Origin of the sequence: Saccharopolyspora thermophila (genome assembly GCF_014646075.1) — a bacterium.
GTDB lineage: Bacteria > Actinomycetota > Actinomycetes > Mycobacteriales > Pseudonocardiaceae > Saccharopolyspora > Saccharopolyspora thermophila.
The window spans coordinates 219,343-234,643 of record NZ_BMMT01000009.1 but is presented as its reverse complement, the minus strand read 5'-3'; the positions used below and the strand labels follow the sequence as shown (position 1 = coordinate 234,643).

Genomic DNA, 15,301 nt, shown 5'->3' with positions numbered 1-15,301 from the left:
CGGTCCACCGATGCCACCAGGCCCGGTGACACCACCCCCCGGATCATCCGTTCGACTGGGGGACAAAGTCATGCCGAGCCTGGCGACCAGAGCTCCAAGATCAGAGCCGCGAAAACGGTAACGGGGGGACTGTGTGGGTCGCGGTCAGCGCTTGGTGGCGGTGGTGATGATGGCGGGCAGGAGCGCGATGGCGAGGGCTGCTCCGGTGAGGGCGAGGATGGGGTAGCTGGCTGCGGCGACGACCATGCCTGAGGCCAGGCCGCCGGCGGCGCCCGCGGTGGCGATGGCGACGTCGATGAGTCCCTGGGTCCTGGCCCGGGTGTCCAGCGGGATGGCGTCGGTGACCAGCGCGGTACCGCTGACCAGGCCGAAGTTCCAGCCCAGTCCGAGCAGGATGAGGGCGATCGTCAGCAGGGTGACGGAGTCGCCGGGTGCGGTGGCGGCGAGGGCGCCGGCGGCCACGAGGGTGGCGGCGGCGGCCGTGACGATGACGATGGGCCCGTAGCGGTCGACGAGCAGTCCGGTCAGGGGCGAGGGCAGAAACATGGCCGCGACGTGGAAGGCGATCACGAAGCCGGAGGCCGCGGTGCCGAGACCATGCGCGTGCATGTGGACAGGGGTCATCGTCATGACGGCGACCATGACGAGCTGGCTGAGGACCAGGACGAGCACACCCAACGCCAGACCCGGTGCCCGGCGCTGGGAAGGAGGGGGCGTCGGAGAGGCACTGGAGCCGTCCGCTGGGTGCGGTTCGACGGGCAGGGAGCGGGCGAGCAGCAGCGGGTCAGGTCGCAGCCAGAGGATCAGGACGAGGGCCGCGAGAGCGAACGCCGCACTGGAGAGAAGGAACAGGCCGGTCAGGCGAGGGAGGCCGATGGCGGCGGCGAGATCGCCGGCGGGGGCGGCGAGGTTGGGGCCGAGGACTGCGCCGAGGGTGGTGGCGACCAGGACGGTGGAGACGGCGCGGGCGCGGTGAGCCGGGGCGGCGAGGTCGGTTCCGGCGTAGCGGGCCTGGAGGTTCACGGCAGTGCCGGCGCCGTAGAGGAACAGGGAGCAAAACAGCAGTGCGGCGCTGCCGAAGGTGGCCGCGGCGATGACTCCGGCAGCACCGAGGGCGCCAACGAGGTAGCCACCAGCCAGAGCCGGGCGCCGACCGCGGATGTGGGAGACGCGGCCCACGGCCACGGCGGCGAGGGCGGACCCGGCGGTGAGCAGGGCAATGCCCAGCCCGGCCAGCGCGGTGGTGTCGAGCATGTCCTGCAGGAGCAGGGAGGCGACGGTGACGCCGGCGGCGAGTCCAACACCGCTGAGGACCTGGGAGAACACCAGGACCGTCAGGATGCGCCGTTGCGTCCTTCCTACCGGGGGGCCGGCCTGCGCTGCGGTGCCCTGGTGGGCGGAGGCGGTGACAGGGGAGCTTTCGTGGCGGGGCATTGGTTCTCCGGGATCAAGGCATGCAGGTCACAAAGGCGCTCGCGCGGCTACGCGGCCGTGTCCGTAGCGCGGGGGTCGGCCGATGTGGATGGGGTTCGAGCACGAAAGCCGTCAGCAGGCGTGCCATGCGGGGTGCCCGGCGGGGTCGCCGCCGGGCACCCGTGGCGGGCGGGCAGTGGTCCGCTCAGCTCCACTGCAGACGGTCGGACAGTCCCGCAGCGGCGAAGGCAGCCACCAGGTGGTCACGGCCCTCGGTGAAGTGGGCCCAGCCGTCGAAGTGGACCGGAACCACCCGGCGAGCGCGGAGAATCGTGGCGGCCTCGGCGGCCTGGGCGCTGTCCAGGACGATCGGCTTGCCGTCGAAGACGCCGGAGAAGCGGGGAGCGCCCGCGAACAACACGGCGGTGTCGATCGGGGCAAACCGCTCGGCGATCTGCTCCACGGCGTCGAGCGAGGCGTTGTCGCCGCTGACATAGACCGTGGGCAGGCCGTCTCCGGTCACAACGAAACCAACAACCTGGCCAGCGATCGGCTCGATGTCCTCGCGGTTGCCGGGGCCGTGGATGGCGGGCACGCCGGTCACCGTGATCGTGCCCCCGCCGGGCCGGTCCAGCTGGACGGACTCCCAGTCGGCCAGGCCCTTGACTTTCTCCCCCAGATGCCCGGCCAGACGCTTGCCGCCGCCTGGCGTGGTCAGGGTGAGGGGGACGTCGGCGAGCAGTGCCCGGCCGGAGTGGTCGAGGTTGTCGTCGTGCTCGTCGTGGGAGAGCAGCACCACGTCGATGGGGCCGAGGTCAGCGGGGCTGGCGGCGGAGGGGGCGGTCTTGGTCAGAAACCGGCCGTCGGGTTGGGGGTAGTCGCCAGGGGCGTCGAAGGTCGGATCGGTCAGGAAGTGCAGGCCGCCGTACTCGAACAGGGCGGTCGGGCCACCGAAGACGCGCACGGGAAACTGATCGGTGGACATGGAGACAGAAGACACGAAAAAAGTACCTCACGGTTTCAGGGTGGATTATCCGTGAAGTCACGCTAGCTCTTCTCACGGATTGATGCAAGCCGTACCATGAGAGCCATGGAGGAGACCGTGACGACAGACGCCGCCCTGCCGCCCGCACCGGGCGAGGAGCAGTACCCCTGCCTTGCGCTGGCCAACAGCGCCATCGCGCTGCCAGGCGGGCACACGGACCTCCTCGCGACTCCCGCGAAGACGAACCACTGGCTGACCGAACACGGCCTCGCCCCGGTCGACATCGACATGCGGGAGATGTGCGCCGCGCAGCTGCGCTCACTGCGCGAACAGATCAGGTCCCTGTTCGCCTCGGCCACCGCCGGGCTTCCCGCCCTTCCCGCTGCCCTGGCCGCCGTCAACGACGCACTCACCCGGGTCCCCACCGCCCCGCTGCTGCTCTGGGACCACAAGAACGGCCCCTACCGCGCGGCACCCCATCCCACCACCGAGATCGTCGACCACGCCCTCGCAACCCTCGCCGCCAACGCCGCCGACCTGCTCACCGGTCCCGACGCCGAACGGCTCACCGCCTGCGACTCCACCCCCTGCAACCGCTACCTACTCCGCCACGGCCGCCGCCACTGGTGTTCGACCCGCTGCGGCGACCGCGCACGAGCCGCCCGCGCCTACGCCCGCCGCACCCAGTCCAAAGCGGACTGACGAGCCCCGCTCCGAGGTCGCATCCGGTGGTGTGCCGAGTCCTACCGGCTCAGAGGGGCGAGTCAGGCGCCATCTCGCCGAGTCGTACCTCAGCGCAGTCGGGTCCACGCGGGTGGCAGTGGGATCGCACGATGGTCACGCTGCGACGACAGGCTGCCGCAGAATCGTGCGCAGCTTCTCGGGTGCGACCCTGCGGAAGTCGCTGAGGTAGATCTCGTGGTGTTGACCGGTCATCCGCAAGCCGTTCTCGGGGATGAACTGGTGGTGCATCCGGTCGAGGATGCCGGCTTCCTCGTCGAAGGGGCCAACGTGCAGGGTTTGGACGCAGGTGCCTTCCTCGAGCGTCTGGAGGCGGAGCTTGTCGAGGCTGGCCGGCCTGCGGCCAGCAGCGACTTTCGCCACCGCCGCACCGACCATGTCCTGGGTGATCCAGTCGGGCACCATGATCATGAGTGTCCAGTTCCATCGGCTCTTGTCGCGCCGCGATGTGAACGTCTCCATGTCCTCCGCCCACCACAGACCTTCCAGCGGCATGACGACGTAGTCTTTGCCGAGATCCTGTTTGCTCGCGAACTTGAGCTTGTAGGCCACCGGGTAGAGCGTCGCCGCCGCGTCAGCGAACTCTCCGCTGGTGTTCGGATCACCATGACCATCGACCATGAGGTACTGCAGTGGGGGCACGTCGACGAGGCGGAACGCATGGTGCCCGGCCTGGTAGCTGTCCAGCTGCCGTTTGAAGTCAATCTTCTGCGTCATGGCGTGTCCCTGTCGGGCTCGAGGTGTCGAGCCACTGCCTTTCTGCCTGCAACAGGCTCAGCGAGTACTCGAAGATCGACTCCACGAACGGCGGTAACGGCTGTTGGGCCTGCCTGGCGGCTTGGACGGATCGGATGCGTTGGTCAAGTTGCTCACGGCGTTCGTCGAGCGCGGCCGCGACCTGGCTGTTGGTCAGCAGGGGCAGGTTGGCCAGCCCGGCGAGCAGCGGTGGGCGCAGTGGTGTGACATCGCTGATCGCGGCGATCACGGCCTGGGTAGCCGACTGTCGTCCCGCTGCCGTCGCCGTGTAGACCCGCCTGCTCCTGCTCGACCGACCAGGTTCGGCCGCGACATAGCCCTTGGCCTGCAGCTTGTTGAGCACGTAGTAGATCGATGAGAAGCCGAGTTCGGTCCATGCCCGGATGCCACGCTCCTCGATCACCCGCTCCAGGTCGTAGCCGTGGCGGGGCCGCTCGATAACGAGTCCGAGGATGGTCAGTTCCGCCGGAGTCAGATCCACCACGCTATTCTAGCACTAGAATAAAAGGGTCTGGTGATCCGGCGGCTGGGGTTGTCCTCGATCGCGCGCCGGATCGTGCCCGCCCGCAGCTCAGCCTCGACAAACGGAAAGGCTTTTTCCGTAGCTGGCTTCGGACTCCGCCTCCGCGAAACCGCGGCGTTCCCAGTACTCGAGCGCGTCAAGGGCGGAACCGGTGAGACTGCGCTCGATGTGCGCGCGCATGCGCGATCGTGCGGCGGCGTCGCCCGCCACGATGAGATCGAGCAGTTCGTGGTGTTCGCGGGTGCGCGGCTCCTCGCCCGGCGGGAGCTCCAGGCCGATGCGCCGGTAGCGGTCGGACTTGTTCCAGAGGTCGTCGAGCATCCTGATCAGCACGTCGCTGTGTGAGGCGCGGTAGAGCGCCTGGTGGACGGCGCGGTGAGCGGTGTGCGCTCCACACCGGAACGCGCGCCACTCACCAGGGGAGTGGCCCGCGTGCGCGAGCCAGGAAGACGAACGTGCTGCGGCCGACCACCGCCCGCCTGGCCGAACTCGTCTGTGCGGTCACCCAGCACCAGCTCGGTGAGCTCCTGGCGAGCCTTTCCAGCGAGCGCGCACCGGTCGGGCAGCACCTGAGTGCCGAGGGCTGGTTCTTCCGTGGGATGTCGGCTGACTCCATCCGCCCACCGTCTTTCCGACCTAATTCCGTTGACCGTAGTCGATAACGTAACAAACCAAACGAAACAAAACCCTGGCCGCACGAAACGGACAAAAGGTTACCGCGCATAATCGCGCTTATGTGCGGTAAGGTGTGATCATGGAGATCCAGCTCGACGGGCACGCGGCGGTGAGTCACCCCGGTCCGCAAACGGAATTGCTGACCGCCACGACGCGCACGGGACACACCGTCGCGGCGCTAGTTTCGGCCTGGCTGGGCTCGTTCACCGACTCCGCCGACACCCGCGCCGCCTACGCCCGCGACCTGCGCGAGTACCTCACGTGGTGCACCCGCCGCGAGCTCGACCCGCTGGCGGTGCGCCTGCCCGAGGTGCAGATGTACGCCACCGAACTCGCCGCGGCGACCAACCCCCGCACCGGGCGCCCGTTCGCGGCCTCGACCCGCGCGCGCAAGCTGGCCGCGATCTCCAGCTGGTACACCTTCCTGGTGCGCGCCGGAGCGATCGACGCCAACCCGGCTCGCGACGCGGCCCGCCCCCGCTACGACCGCCGGCACTCCACGACGGCCAGCGTCTCCGAACAGCAAGCCGCGCAGATGCTGACCAGCAGCCGCGACTACGCCCACCGCACCCTCGGCCCGCAGGCGGCGGCGCTGGCCATGATGCTGCTGATCGACCTGGGCATCCGCGTGTCGGAGCTGTGCAACGCCGACCTGGCCGACCTCGGGCAACGCGACGGCATGCGGGTGCTGACGGTGCGGATGAAGGGCGGCAAGGTCCGCACCCGGCCCATCCCGGCACCACTGGAGCCGGTCCTCGACGACTACCTGCGCACCCGGCCGTCCGATGCCGACACCACCGCGCTGCTGGTCACCCGGCACGGCCGTCGCGTCAACCGGCACCAGATCTACCGGCTCGTGCAGACCCTGGCCGAGCGCGCCGGCGTGCCGACACCGCAGCGGATCACCCCGCACTCGATGCGGCACGCCTTCAACACCATCGCCCGGGAGAGGGGAGCGGCGCTGGAAGACCGCCGCGACGCCCTCGGCCACTCCTCCGCCGCGATCACGCAGCTCTACGACCACGTCGCCCTGTCGGTGACCCGCGACCCGGCTCACCTCGTCGCCGGAGCAACCCACCGAGAAGCCCCAGACGCTGGGAAAATCCGGGAGTCATCACCCTGATTACTTCCGTCACGGTGACGAAACCCGGCACATGCCGCCGGTGATCCGTTTCCGCTGGTCACGTCGCCCCGAGGCGAGCCGTGTTCCGGGGCGCTTCGTTCTCGGCGGAAGCGTCTCAGCACGGGACCCACGTGCGGAGGCCCGGGCCGGGTAGGCCCTGTCTGAGCCCTGCTGACAACAGCGCCTACCCGCGCCGCAGCTGGTCGACGCGCCGCAGGATCACCGCTGCGCGGTCACGTCCTCGGGTGTGCTCGGCGTGGATCGGTGTGGCGCTGCAGTGAGGTGGGCCAGCAGGTCGAGGGTGTCGGCGGAGGCCGAGCCTGGCTCGGCAGTGACCACGACGAGGCTCTGCTCCGGAGAGTGGGCGAGCTGCAGGCTCTGCTGGGTGATGGTGAGCTCACCGACCAGCGGGTGGCGCAGCCGGAACGTGTCGCCCACGCACGGCTTGACCCGATGGTCGCCCCACAGCGCCACGAACTCCGGGCATTTCATCGACAGCTCGCCGACCAGCGACGCCAGCAACGCGTCCTCGGGGTGCCGGCCTGCGACGCCGCGGAGACTGGCCACCAGCCCGCGCGCCTTGCGGTCCCAGTCCACGTAGAGCTCGCGGCAGTGCGGGTCCAGAAACAGCATCCGCACCAGGTTGGGGCGCTGGTCGGGCTGCTCCGGTGCGGCCGGGTCGAGGTGGCCGGCCAGCAGGGCGTGCCCCATCGGCGTCCAGGCCAGCACGTCGGTCCGCCGGCCGACCACCAGCGCGGGCACGTCACCCAGCGCATGCAACAGTTCGCGGGTGGCGTCCTTGACCCGCTCCACCGGCGGACGCTTGCGCGGGCGGGGTCGCTGGGTGGCCAGCTCGTGCAGGTGAGCGCGCTCGTAGTCGTCCAGGCGCAGTGCGGTGGCCAGGGCGTCGAGCACACCGTCGGAGGCGTTGGTCGACTGCCCCTGCTCCAGACGCGTGTAGTAGGAGACGCTGACACCCGCCAGTTGCGCGAGTTCTTCCCGCCGCAGACCGGGAACGCGGCGCTGGCCGGGTGGGGTGAGAAGGCCGACGTCCTCGGGTCGCAGACGTGCCCGCCGCGCGCGCAGGAACTCGCCGAGATGACCGGAGCTGCTCATGGTTTCACTATGCCGCCCGTTCCGGCGGGGAGCCTGACCCTGCCGGTGGTAGGCACAGCCGTGGCTGGTTGCCAGGGCACTGCGGGCGCATGCTCGTGTCGCGAACAAGCCGATCATGAACCCTTCGGAGCAACCATGTCGGACATCATGTTGGGCGAGGTCGAGATCTCGCGGGTCGTGGAGTACTACGGGCCGATCGGGCTGTCACCCGCCGCCTTCGTGCCCGAGGCGCCGGAGCGGGTGTGGCGGGACAACGCCTCGTGGCTGGAGCCGGATTTCCTCGACGTGGCCGCGGACGAGTGCGTGTGCGCGGTGCAGACCTGGGTGCTGCGCAGCCAGGGCCGGACGATCCTGGTCGACACCGGGGTGGGCAACCACAAGGAGCGACCGGGCAACGCGTTGTGGCACCACCTCGAGACCGACTTCCTCGGCAACCTGGCCCGTGCCGGCGTCCGGCCCGAGGACGTCGACCTGGTGATCAACACGCACGTGCACGTCGACCACGTCGGGTGGAACACGCGGCTGGAGAACGGCACGTGGGTGCCGACCTTCCCCCACGCGACCTACCTGGTCTCCCGCGCCGACTTCGAGTACTGGAACCCCGCCAACGGGCACCGTTCGGCGCAGCGTCCCCACTCCCGGAACCTCTTTGACGACAGCGTCGATCCGGTGTACCGCGCGGGACAGCTCGTGCTGTGGGAGGACGAGTACGTCATCGACGACAACGTGCGGCTGACTCTCGCCCCGGGGCACACACCGGGATCGTCGGTGCTGCACCTGAACTCCGGTGGGGATCGGGCACTGTTCGTCGGGGACCTGCTGCACACCCCGGTGCAGATGCTGGAACCCGATGCCAACAGCTGCTTCTGCGAGGACCCGGTCCAGGCGCGGGCCACCCGGCGCACGCTGCTGGAACAGGCCGCCGACACCCACAGCCTGGTGCTGCCCGCGCACTTCGGCGGGCACGGCGCTGCGGAGGTCGTCCGCGACGGCGAGAAGTTCGCCATCACATCGTGGGCACCGTTCGCCCGGCTGTGACAGGAGCCCAGCAGATGTCCGATACTCTCGTGACCACCACCAGCGGAGCCGTGCGCGGGACCAGCAGCGGCGGCGTGCGGCGCTTCCTGGGAATCCCCTACGCCGCTGCGCCCCGGGACCGGTTCGCCCCACCGGCTGCGCACCCACCGTGGTCGGGTGTCCGCGACGCCACCCGGCCGGGGCCGACCGCGCCGCAACCCCGACGGGACGGGTTCGCCGCCCTGGACATGTCGCCGTTCTTCGGGCCCGGCTGGGTGCGCGGGGAGGACTATCTCACCGTCAACGTGTGGGCTCCGCAGTCGGCTGAAGGCTGTCCGGTGATGGTGTTCGTGCACGGGGGCGGTTTCGTCTCCGGCTCGAGCAGGTCACCGCTGTATGACGGCACCGCGTTCGCCCGCGACGGCGTGGTCCTGGTGACGCTGAACTACCGGTTGGGCATCGCGGGTTTCCTTGACGTGCCGGGGGCTGTGCGCAACCGGGGACTGCTCGACGTCATCGCCGCCCTGCGGTGGGTGCGCGACAACGCCGAGGCATTCGGTGGCGATCCCGGCACCGTCACGCTGGCCGGGCAGTCCGCGGGTGCCACGCTCGTCGCTGCGCTGCTGGGCACCGAGCAGGCCGCCGGGCTGTTCCACCGCGCGATCGTGCAGAGCGGAAACGGGCTCGGTGCCTTCTCACCCGAGCAAGCCGCGGTGGTGACCCGGGCGGCGGCGTCCGCGCTCGGTGTCGAGGCGAGTGCCGCGGGCTTCCGCGCGGTGCCCGAGGAGCGGCTGGTCGAGGTCACCCCCGCGCTGACCGGCCTGAACCTGCGGACAGACGAGGCGTTCGACCCGCTCGTGGGCCTGACCCCGTTCAGCGTGGTGCTCGAGCGCCAGCCCGCCGAAGCTGATGTGGCCGGCGTCGACCTGCTGGTGGGTTCCACGGCCGAGGAGGGCAACCTCTACCTGGCCCCGCAGGGGCACCTGGGCGCCTCGACCGCCGAGGACGTGCGTGCGCTGGCCGCCCGGGTGCACCGGGCTCCGGAGGCGCTCATCGCGGCCTACCGGGCGCAGCGGCCGCACGCCGCCCAGGGCGAGCTGCGGTCAGCGATCCTTGGTGACGCGCTGTTCACCGTCGGCGGGCGTCGGCTGGCCGAGGCCCACGGCGGCGCGTACGTGTACGAGTTCGCCTGGCGTTCGTCGGCTGTGGACGGTCAGCTCGGCGCGGCGCACGGGGTGGAGCTGCCGTTTGTCTTCGACGTGCTGGACCTGCCGGTGCTGCGCGGAGCCAACGGGCTGCTCGGGCCGGACCGACCGCCGGCGGTGCTGGCCGAGGAGGTGCACGGGGCGTGGGTGTCCTTCGCCGCCACCGGCGATCCCGGCTGGCCGCGGCTCGGGTCGGATGGTCTTGTTCGGCGCTTCGATGCGGTGTCGGAGACGGTCCCGGCCCGGGACCTGTCGATGTGGTGACCGGCCCCGAACCCCATGATCAATACGTCACCGTGACGGAATGATCATGGGGTTCGGCCCGGCCTTTCTCCGGGGCAGCGGGACCGGTCGTCGCCCTGGTAGGTGGCGGCCTTGAAGGCGATGACCAGCCGTTCTCGGTGGTGTAGGGACCCCCGTCGGGGCCGTGGGACCGCAGGGAGGTCAGATCCACAAGCGGCGACGTCGCGCCGGGGCCGGCAGCCTACCGCGCTCGTGCCCGGGGCGAACACCGGCCGAGGGCGCGCGTTGGCACGTGTTCCACAGTGGAGTCGGCCCCCGTGTCGAGGCGCCTGCCGCGCTCGCCTGGAGAATGGCACCCGGACCCAGGCACCAAGGAAGGCCCCAGCACGATGATCGACCAAGACACCAGCCCGCTGGAGGACCCGGTGGGCGCGTCGCTGCGCGGTCACCACGCGCACCTGGGCCGCAGGCTGGGCCGGGTCGCCACCTACCAGCCGCAGGTGGCGACGTTCTCCACGGTCACCCTCGATCCGGGCCCGCAGGAGTGGGCCCACCTCGCCCGGCTGCTGGGCCGTGGCGCGCTCGCCGACCTGTTCAGCAGCCCGGTGAGCCCGCCGCCGGACTGGGAACCGGTCTTCGTCCTCGAAGGACGTCAGATGGTGTGGTCCGGCGACCGGCCCACCGACCCCGGCGACGGCGTGGTCGAACTCGGCGTGGACAGCACCGCGGAGATGCTTGACCTCACCGAGCGGACCCGGCCGGGTCCGTTCTGGCCGCGCACCCGCGAACTCGGCACCTACCTCGGCATCCGGGACCGCGGTGTGCTGGTGGCGATGGCGGGCGAACGGTTGCGGCCGCCGGGGTGGACCGAGATTAGCGCGGTGTGCACCGCGCCCGAGGCGCGCGGGCGGGGCCACGCCGCCCGGCTGATCAACGCCCTCGTCCGGCGCATCCTCGACCGCGGCGAACGCCCCTTCCTGCACGTGGTCGAGTCCAACACCGGTGCCCTCGCGCTCTACGAGAAGCTGGGATTCCGGACCCGCACGGCGGTGACCTTCCGGGGGTTCGGCATCCCGTAGCGGCGGGGGGATCAGCTCGGTGCGTCGGCGGGCAGGTGGCCGGCGCCACCAGTCCGGGCAGGGCGACCGCACTATTCGGCGAGATCAACCGACCGATCCTCGCCGAGCCGCGAGCGCCGCGGACCCGGTTGTGCGGGGAGTGCCGTTGCTCAGTCGAAGCTGGCGTAGTAGGAGGCGGCCATGTCCTCGTTGGCGTGGCCCTGGGCGGCGGCGCGCCGCAGGCGTTCGGCACCGGCGGCGGCCACGTCGAGGCGGACACCGTGCTGCTCGCCGGCCTGGACGATCAGGCGCGCGTCTTTCTCGGCCGTGGCGAGGGCGAAGCTCGGCGGTACCAGCTGCCCGTTCAGCACGAGACCGGCCTTGGCGCGCAGGTAGCCCATGTCCAGTGGGCCGCCGTCGATGATGTCGAAGAAGCTCTGCGGATCCACCCCGAGACCCCGGGCCAGGGCGAGCGTTTCCGCGGTGCCGTGGGTGACGGCGAGGACCCAGTTGTTGGCCACGAGCTTGAGCCGGGTGGCGCTGCCGTCCACGCCGTCCTCGCCGGTCCACACCGTGCGGGCACCGATGGCGTCGAAAACCGGCGTCACGGTGTCGCGCTCCCGGTGCGGGCCCGCGGCCAGGACGACCAACTGCCCGGCCTCGGCGGGCTGGCGGGTGCCGAGCACCGGAGCGTCGAAGAAGACCAGGTGGTGCTCGCGGGCGAAGTCGGCCAGCTCGGTGAGCGCGTCAAGTCCCGCGGTCGTCGACTGCACCCAGCAGGTGCCGGGCCGCAGCGACGGGGCGGCCTGCCGCATGACCTCCAGCGCGGCGGGCCCGTCATGCAGCATGGTGAGCACGACATCGGCGTCCTGGACCGCCTCGGCCGGGGTGTCGGCGACGAACGCGCCGTCGGCGGCCAGCGGCTCGGCCTTGGCCCGGGTGCGGTTCCACACCCGGACGGCGTGCCCGGCCCGCGCGAGGTTGCGGGCCATCGCGGCCCCCATGATCCCGGTGCCCAGGACGGTCACGGTGAGCGTGTCGGTCATCAGATCACCCTTCGCTGTGCTCGCCAACGGCGGTCGCCACGTGGTCGTTGCCATCTTCGCGGCGAGAGCGGCGACGTGCTCGCGCGGGGTGTAGGTCAGGGCGTGTCGTGGTGGGGGGCTGGTCGGGCGTGCTGTCACCGGCTGCGCACGGCGACGGCGTTGGCGGCCACGATCGCGGCGATACTCGCCCACTGGCTCCAGTGCAGGGCTTGGCCCAGCACCACGACACCCACCCCGGCGGCCAGGACCGGGTTGACGCTCATGAACAGCCCGAAGAACCGCGCCGGAACCCGTCGCAGCGCCAGCAGGTCGGCCAGGAACGGTACCGCCGACGACAGCACTCCCGCGGCCGCCGCGCACCCCAGGGCGGCCGGGGTGGGCGGGTGCGCGACCAGCACGGTGATCCCGACGGGCACGTACAGCAGGCCGGACACGCCGGCAGCGGCCGCCGAGCCCTGCGCACCGGGCAACGTGCGGCCGATCGTGCGGTTGAGCAGGATGTAGCAGGACCAGCACACCGCGGCCAGCAGCGCCAGGCCGATGCCGAGATAGTCGGTGCTCGGCTGCGGGCGAATCAGCACCACCACCCCGGTCGCGGCGACCACCGCGCAGCCCAGCTCCACCGCGCGGCGGGACGCGGCCAGCGCCACGACAAGCGGGCCGAGGAACTCCAGCGTCACCGCCAATCCCAGGCCGATGCGGTCGATCGCGCTGTACAGCGACAGGTTCATCGTGGCGAACACCGCCGCCAGTACCAGCACCAGCCGCCACTGCCGCCAGGTGAACGTCGGCAGCCGTGGTCGGCCCACGGCCAGCAGCGCCACCGCCGCGATCCACTGCCGCACGGCCACCACCCCAACCGGGCCGATCACCGGGAACGCCAACGCCCCGATCGCCGCACCGACCTGGTTGGACAGTCCACTGCCCACCATCATCGCCACGCCCGCGCCCCGGCTGCCGGTCCCGCCGACCGGCTCGGTGACGCGACTGTGCACCCTCATCCGCATGCCCCCAGCCTGTACCCGGCGCATCGTTGCGCAAAATGCATGGACTGCGGAATACATACGGTTTTTTCATAGATCGAACACGGCTGGTCTGCAGGCAGCACCGCCCGGGTACCCCGCTACGGGCGGGAGGTACGCAGATGGTTCAGCTGACGTTGCTGGGTGTGGGGGCGATGACTTCCCCGCGCTAGCTACCTGCTGTCCGTCAGCTGGGCCGGGCAGCGCGTGGTGCTCGACGGCAGCGATGAGGGCGAGCGGCCGTCGATCCGGGCGATCGAGCCGCCGTTCGGCGAGTGGGGTGTCCAGGGCCGCACCTTACCGGCTGCGCTGGGAGCCTGCCTGCGGCGATGAGGTCACGCCTTTGGGGCTGTCCACCCGGTTGTGCTGGCGCGGCCGCGCATCCGCTGGGGGTGGTGCGCGGCCACGGCAGCGCAGGTCAGGTCTGGGGCAGGTAGGAGGTCAGCAGGTTGTCCACCGAGTACATCAGCTCGGTGCGGCCCCCGAACAGGTCGTGGACACGCTGGGCGTGGGAGCGCATCGCGGTGTCGAAGTCGGCCCCGTCGAGCAGCCATGCCGCCCCGTCCAGCAGTTCGTCGAGGTCGCTTTCGATGCGGTGGGCGCTCATGGTGGGCGAGCGCGGACCGTCGTCCTCGACCGGGTCCGGGTTGTTGCCCAGCAGCACGTAGCAGGGGAAGCGTTCCACGTCGGGCAGCACCGAGTAGAACGGCACGCCGGGGTTGAAGTAGTACTCGGCCCAGTCGTTGCCGGCCAGGGTCAGCCACGGGGTGCCCACGGCCATCGCGGCGAACGCGAAACCGGTGTGCGGGGACAGCAGCAGGTCGCAGCGCTGCACCACCGCCAGCTGCTCGTCCAGCGGCAGATCGAGCGCCACCGCGGCGTTGGGCACCGACTCGGCCAGCGCGGTGAACTCCGCGCGGGTGAACCTGGTGCTGGTGCGGCCGTCGTCGGTGAGCTTGCCGGTCAGGCAGATCCGTGCGTCGGGCCAGCGTTCGAGCAGCGCGGCGAGGATGCGCCGCCAGGACCGCAGGGACGGGTAGCGCCAGCGCTCGGCGCTGCCGCCGGGCAGCACCGCGATGGTCGGCCCGGGATGCTCCGGCAGCAGTTCGGCGGCTCGGGCGCGGGCGGAGCCGGGCAACCTCAGCCGCAGCGGGTTGCCGGGTCGGTAGGTCGGGCGGGGCGCGCCGATGTGGGTGTGGCCGCCGCGGGCGCGGAAGTGCTCGGCGGACAGCTCGTAGTAGCGCCGGATGCCGGGGAAGATGTCGTGCTGCCACGTCTGGTGCCCGCGCGGGTCGTCGACCACCCAGTCCCACTCGGCCGGGACGTCGGCGAGCACATCGGCGGGCGGCGGCGCGAACACGTCGATGTCCACGGTGTACACCTCGTCGATCGCGTCGCACCAGCGGGTCAGATCCACGGCGGTGGCGGAGTTGAGCACGACCCCGATGCGCCGCTGCGGGTTCGCGCGCCGGTAGCCCAGGCTGTACTGCAACGCCTCCACCGCGTGCCCGACCGGGTGGCAGTAGACGAAGTTGACCAGAAGCGACTCGCGCACGGTTCGAGGCTACCGGGTCGCGCCACCGCGTTTTTCCCTCACAGTCCGCCGGCGACCCGCACAACGGTGCCGCTGGTGTAGGCCGATTCCGGGCCCAGCAGCCAGGCGATGGCCGGGGCGATCTCGTCGGGTTCTCCGGCACGCCCCAGCGGCACGCGGTCCACCGCGGTGCGGATGCGCTCGGGGGCACCGGCGCCCGCGTGGATGTCGGTGCGCACCAGCCCGGGAGCCACCGCGTTGACCCGCACGCCTTCGCCCGCAAGTTCCTTGGCCAGCCCCATCGTGAAGGTGTCCACCGCGGCCTTGGCCGCGGCGTAGTGGACGTACTCGTGCGGGGCGCCCAGCGTGGCGGCGCTGGAGGAGACGTTGACGATCGCACCACCGCGCCCGCCGCGGCGGGTCGACATGACCTGCGCGGCGCGCCGCGCAGGTCATGTCGAGGAAGTTGACGTCGATAACGCGCCGGATCACCTCCACCGGGGTGTCGGCGAGGTCCCCGATGTGCGCGGTCAATCCGGCGTTGGCGACCAGCCCGGTCACCGGCCCCAGGCAGTGGGCGGCGACCCGGAAAATCTCGTCCACATCGGACTCCACGCTGACGTCGGCGCGCACCAGGGCGCACCGCGCGCCCTGCGCCTCGACGTCGGCGGCGACCTGCTCGGCGGCGGCGTCATCGGACCGGTAGGCCAACGCGAGGTCGTGACCGAGGCGGGCCAGATGCCGCGCGGTGGCGGCGCCGATGCCGCGACTGGCCCCGGTGATGACAGTGATCGGGCGATCCATGGGCACATCCTCTCCCGCCGCACACCGCCTCCGCCGTCCA

At 71.0% G+C, this 15,301-nt stretch carries 13 protein-coding genes and 2 pseudogenes; 5 read left to right on the top strand and 10 right to left on the bottom strand.

The window, feature by feature from the left end; genetic code table 11:
- Positions 1 to 144: 144 nt before the first annotated feature.
- Both IEY17_RS14825 and IEY17_RS14820 read right to left on the bottom strand, forming a co-directional pair.
- Positions 145 to 1,434: an MFS transporter gene (locus IEY17_RS14825; RefSeq protein ID WP_188987986.1), complete on the bottom strand. Its 1,290-nt coding sequence runs from the start codon at positions 1,432 to 1,434 to the stop codon at positions 145 to 147.
- Positions 1,435 to 1,618: 184 nt separating this feature from the next.
- On the bottom strand, positions 1,619 to 2,398 hold the full coding sequence (locus IEY17_RS14820) for an MBL fold metallo-hydrolase (protein ID WP_229680171.1): 780 nt from the start codon (positions 2,396 to 2,398) through the stop codon (positions 1,619 to 1,621).
- Positions 2,399 to 2,503: 105 nt separating this feature from the next.
- On the opposite strand from IEY17_RS14820, the gene IEY17_RS14815 reads away from it, so the two are divergent.
- The gene (locus tag IEY17_RS14815; protein WP_188987984.1) at positions 2,504 to 3,100 is read left to right on the top strand and encodes a CGNR zinc finger domain-containing protein; all 597 of its coding nucleotides are present in this window, start codon (positions 2,504 to 2,506) and stop codon (positions 3,098 to 3,100) included.
- A 135-nt stretch (positions 3,101 to 3,235) separates the two neighbouring features.
- On the opposite strand, the gene IEY17_RS14810 is transcribed toward IEY17_RS14815, so the two are convergent.
- From IEY17_RS14810 to IEY17_RS14800, 3 genes and pseudogenes are all read right to left on the bottom strand, one after another.
- Positions 3,236 to 3,856: a GyrI-like domain-containing protein gene (locus IEY17_RS14810; protein WP_188987983.1), complete on the bottom strand. Its 621-nt coding sequence runs from the start codon at positions 3,854 to 3,856 to the stop codon at positions 3,236 to 3,238.
- The gene (locus IEY17_RS14805) at positions 3,840 to 4,376 is read right to left on the bottom strand and encodes a PadR family transcriptional regulator (protein ID WP_188987980.1); all 537 of its coding nucleotides are present in this window, start codon (positions 4,374 to 4,376) and stop codon (positions 3,840 to 3,842) included. The genes IEY17_RS14810 and IEY17_RS14805 overlap by 17 nt, the downstream gene beginning before the upstream one ends.
- A gap of 90 nt (positions 4,377 to 4,466) precedes the next feature.
- A pseudogene (locus IEY17_RS14800) lies at positions 4,467 to 4,796 on the bottom strand (FCD domain-containing protein); the annotation flags it as partial.
- A gap of 376 nt (positions 4,797 to 5,172) precedes the next feature.
- Between IEY17_RS14800 and IEY17_RS14795 the strand changes: the two are divergent.
- Complete coding sequence (locus IEY17_RS14795; protein WP_188987979.1) at positions 5,173 to 6,216, top strand: tyrosine-type recombinase/integrase; 1,044 nt, start codon at positions 5,173 to 5,175, stop codon at positions 6,214 to 6,216.
- Positions 6,217 to 6,435: 219 nt separating this feature from the next.
- Here IEY17_RS14795 and IEY17_RS14790 read toward each other — a convergent pair whose 3' ends face one another.
- Positions 6,436 to 7,332, bottom strand: a complete 897-nt coding sequence (locus tag IEY17_RS14790; RefSeq protein ID WP_188987977.1) for a helix-turn-helix transcriptional regulator — start codon at positions 7,330 to 7,332, stop codon at positions 6,436 to 6,438.
- Between the two features lie 135 nt (positions 7,333 to 7,467).
- Between IEY17_RS14790 and IEY17_RS14785 the strand changes: the two genes are divergently transcribed.
- The 3 genes from IEY17_RS14785 (at position 7,468) to IEY17_RS14775 (ending at position 10,876) form a co-directional block, all read left to right on the top strand.
- Positions 7,468 to 8,370, top strand: a complete 903-nt coding sequence (locus IEY17_RS14785; protein WP_188987975.1) for an MBL fold metallo-hydrolase — start codon at positions 7,468 to 7,470, stop codon at positions 8,368 to 8,370.
- Between the two features lie 14 nt (positions 8,371 to 8,384).
- Positions 8,385 to 9,818, top strand: a complete 1,434-nt coding sequence (locus tag IEY17_RS14780; RefSeq protein ID WP_188987972.1) for a carboxylesterase/lipase family protein — start codon at positions 8,385 to 8,387, stop codon at positions 9,816 to 9,818.
- 368 nt (positions 9,819 to 10,186) lie between these two features.
- Positions 10,187 to 10,876 carry a GNAT family N-acetyltransferase gene (locus IEY17_RS14775; RefSeq protein ID WP_188987970.1) on the top strand — a complete coding sequence of 230 codons (690 nt, stop codon included), beginning with the start codon at positions 10,187 to 10,189 and terminating at the stop codon, positions 10,874 to 10,876.
- A 149-nt stretch (positions 10,877 to 11,025) separates the two neighbouring features.
- Here the strand turns inward: IEY17_RS14775 and IEY17_RS14770 are convergent, their stop codons facing one another.
- The 4 genes and pseudogenes from IEY17_RS14770 to IEY17_RS14755 all read right to left on the bottom strand — a co-directional run bounded on the left by IEY17_RS14770 (position 11,026) and on the right by IEY17_RS14755 (position 15,261).
- On the bottom strand, positions 11,026 to 11,901 hold the full coding sequence (locus IEY17_RS14770; protein WP_188987968.1) for an NAD(P)-dependent oxidoreductase: 876 nt from the start codon (positions 11,899 to 11,901) through the stop codon (positions 11,026 to 11,028).
- A gap of 134 nt (positions 11,902 to 12,035) precedes the next feature.
- A complete protein-coding gene (locus IEY17_RS14765; RefSeq protein WP_229680169.1) occupies positions 12,036 to 12,908 on the bottom strand; it encodes an EamA family transporter in 873 nt (290 codons plus the stop codon).
- A gap of 433 nt (positions 12,909 to 13,341) precedes the next feature.
- Positions 13,342 to 14,478, bottom strand: coding sequence for a glycosyltransferase family 9 protein (locus tag IEY17_RS14760; protein WP_188987966.1), 1,137 nt, complete (start codon positions 14,476 to 14,478; stop codon positions 13,342 to 13,344).
- Between the two features lie 38 nt (positions 14,479 to 14,516).
- Positions 14,517 to 15,261: pseudogene (locus IEY17_RS14755) on the bottom strand (SDR family oxidoreductase).
- Positions 15,262 to 15,301: the final 40 nt, after the last annotated feature.

Bases quoted from the DNA above. Each gene is read 5' to 3' on its own strand.
- IEY17_RS14790 (WP_188987977.1), bottom strand. From the start codon at position 7,332: ATGAGCAGCTCCGGTCATCTCGGCGAGTTCCTGCGCGCGCGGCGGGCA.
- IEY17_RS14810 (WP_188987983.1), bottom strand. From the start codon at position 3,856: ATGACGCAGAAGATTGACTTCAAACGGCAGCTGGACAGCTACCAGGCC.
- IEY17_RS14780 (WP_188987972.1), top strand. From the start codon at position 8,385: ATGTCCGATACTCTCGTGACCACCACCAGCGGAGCCGTGCGCGGGACC.
- IEY17_RS14785 (WP_188987975.1), top strand. From the start codon at position 7,468: ATGTCGGACATCATGTTGGGCGAGGTCGAGATCTCGCGGGTCGTGGAG.
- IEY17_RS14765 (WP_229680169.1), bottom strand. From the start codon at position 12,908: ATGCGGATGAGGGTGCACAGTCGCGTCACCGAGCCGGTCGGCGGGACC.
- IEY17_RS14820 (WP_229680171.1), bottom strand. From the start codon at position 2,398: ATGTCCACCGATCAGTTTCCCGTGCGCGTCTTCGGTGGCCCGACCGCC.
- IEY17_RS14770 (WP_188987968.1), bottom strand. From the start codon at position 11,901: ATGACCGACACGCTCACCGTGACCGTCCTGGGCACCGGGATCATGGGG.
- IEY17_RS14775 (WP_188987970.1), top strand. From the start codon at position 10,187: ATGATCGACCAAGACACCAGCCCGCTGGAGGACCCGGTGGGCGCGTCG.
- IEY17_RS14795 (WP_188987979.1), top strand. From the start codon at position 5,173: ATGGAGATCCAGCTCGACGGGCACGCGGCGGTGAGTCACCCCGGTCCG.
- IEY17_RS14825 (WP_188987986.1), bottom strand. From the start codon at position 1,434: ATGCCCCGCCACGAAAGCTCCCCTGTCACCGCCTCCGCCCACCAGGGC.
- IEY17_RS14815 (WP_188987984.1), top strand. From the start codon at position 2,504: ATGGAGGAGACCGTGACGACAGACGCCGCCCTGCCGCCCGCACCGGGC.